The following is a 2,374-nucleotide window of genomic DNA, read 5'->3' on the forward strand; positions in this document are numbered from 1 at the left end:
CCCACTTCCCGGAGCAAGGCAACCCCGCCGGGCAAGACCCCAGCGCGAGACCGTCCAGCACAAGCGCTCCCCGAGCAACCGCTCGCCGCTGGTTGCACAAAAGTCAGCGAGCGGGTTCCAGGTGCCCCAGGTCGCCGTGAAAGAGGAGTGACGCGTACTTTATGTACGTGAGCGACGGTTTGAACGGCGAGATGGGGTGCCTGGAACCCGCGCAGCGTCGAGCCATTACGCGGTTTGGTAAAACCGCGTAACTAAGTTACTCGTTGTCGCCCGCGGTCATCTGCGTTGCGGAGAGCGCGCCGTCGGCAGCGGTTGCGGCTGCGGCGTCGGGCCAGACCCAGTCGGTAAAGGCCGGGTGATCGTAGCCCTCATCGCACGCGAACTCGAAGGCCTCGGTGCGGAATGCCTCCCACTTATCAATCTGCTCGGCAAACTTATCGGCGTCGACCATGCGCAGCACGTCGGCGGCCAGTGCCCAGCGGTCCATGCTGTTCAGGCGCAGCATGTCGAACGGCGTTGTCGTGGAGCCTTTCTCCTCGTAACCGTGGACGCGGAAGGCGTCGTGGCCGGGGCGGTTCCAGATCAGGCGGCGAATCGTGCCGGCATAGGCGTGGAACGCGAAGAGGACGGGCTTCTCGCCGCAGCCGAACAGCTCAGCCCAGCGCTCGTCGCTGAGAGCCTGGTCGTTCTCGCAGACGTTCTGGATCTTGAGCAGATCGACCACGTTGACGAACCATACCTTGATGCCCAGCTCGCGCAGCATGTCGGTTGCAGCCAGAGCCTCAAGCGTCGGCACGTCACCGCAGGTGGCGACCACGCCGTCGGCCTCGGCGAGCGAATCGGCGGTCGATGCCCACTCCCAGGTCGCAACGCCCTCGGCGAGCTCCGCCTTGGCCTCGTCGACCGTCTGGAAGGTCGGAGCAGGCTGCTTGCCGCAGAAGATGGCGTTGACGCAGTCAGTGGACTGGTAGACGCGCTCGGCCACGGCGAGAGCCATGTTGGCGTCGGCCGGATAGTAGGCGTTTACGATGTGCGTGTCGTTGGCCTTGTTGAGCAGCAGGTCGATAAAGCCGGGGTCCTGATGCGAGAAGCCGTTGTGGTCCTGACGCCAGACGTGGCTCGACAGCAAAATGTTAAGGCCGCTGATGGGGGCACGCCACGGAATCTCGCGCTTGGTAGCCTCGAGCCACTTGCAGTGCTGGTTGACCATGGAGTCGACCACATGGACAAAGCTCTCGTAGGAGCTCCATACGCCGGAACGGCCAGTGAGCACGTAGGCCTCGAGGAAGCCCTCGCATTGGTGCTCGGACAGCTGCTCGACGACCTTACCGGAGCCCGCCAGCAGCTCGTCGTTGGCCTCGTCCTCGTAGAAGCCGGCGTCCCACTGCTTCTTGGTCACCTTGTAGGCAGCCTGCAGACGGTTGGACGCGGTCTCGTCGGGACCGAAGATGCGGAAGTCATCCATGTTATTGGCCAGAACGTCGGCAGTGTACTCACCAAAGACGCGGGCGGCCTCGGTAGAGCCCCAGCCATGACCCTTAGTTGCGACGGGGACCTCGTGGGCATGAATATCGGGCAGCTCGAGCTCGCGGCGCACCTTACCGCCGTTCGCGTTGGGGTTGGCGCCGATGCGCAGCTCGCCGGTCGGCATAAAGGCCGTCACCTCGGGGCGCACCTGGCCCTCGGGCGTAAAGAGCTCCTCGGGCTTGTAGGAACGCAGCCACTCGCGCAGCACGCGGAAGTGCTCGTGGGTGTCCTTGGCACTCGCCAGCGGCACCTGATGCGCGCGCCAGGAGTCCTCGGTCTTCTTGCCGTCGATCTGCTTGGGGCAGGTCCAGCCCTTGGGCGTGCGGAACACAATCATGGGGTAGGCCGGGCGGACCACGGTCTCGCCTGCGGCGGCCTGGGCCTGCGCGGTTGCCTTGATGTCACAGATCTCGTCAAAGACCTGCTCAAACAGGGCAGCGAAACGCGCATGAATGCTTGCGTGGCTCTCGTCGTCAAAGCCGGCGACAAAGAAGTGCGGCTTATAGCCCATGCCCTCAAAGAACTTGGTGAGCTCTTCGTCGGACACGCGGGCGAGGATGGTGGGGTTGGCGATCTTGTAGCCATTGAGGTGCAGGATCGGCAAAACGATACCGTCGGTTGCCGGGTTCACGAGCTTGTTGGATTGCCAAGAGGTCGCGAGCGGGCCGGTCTCGGACTCGCCGTCGCCCACCACGGCCACGGCCAACAGGCTCGGGTTGTCCATGACGGCACCGTAAGCGTGGCTGAGCGTGTAGCCGAGCTCGCCGCCCTCGTGGATGGAACCGGGCGTCTCGGGCGCAAAGTGGCTCGGGATGCCGCCGGGATAAGAGAACTGGCGGAAGAACTT

1 protein-coding gene is annotated in these 2,374 nt (G+C 64.2%); it reads right to left on the reverse strand.

Annotated features, from left to right (window positions below; genetic code table 11):
* Nucleotides 1-256 precede the first annotated feature (256 nt).
* Nucleotides 257-2,374, reverse strand: a 2,118-nt coding sequence (locus ACMO6A_RS11115) for a hypothetical protein (RefSeq protein ID WP_418471273.1), incomplete at its 5' end; no start/stop codon positions are given.

The organism is Eggerthella sp. (assembly GCF_048329335.1).
Lineage (GTDB): Bacteria > Actinomycetota > Coriobacteriia > Coriobacteriales > Eggerthellaceae > Eggerthella > Eggerthella lenta.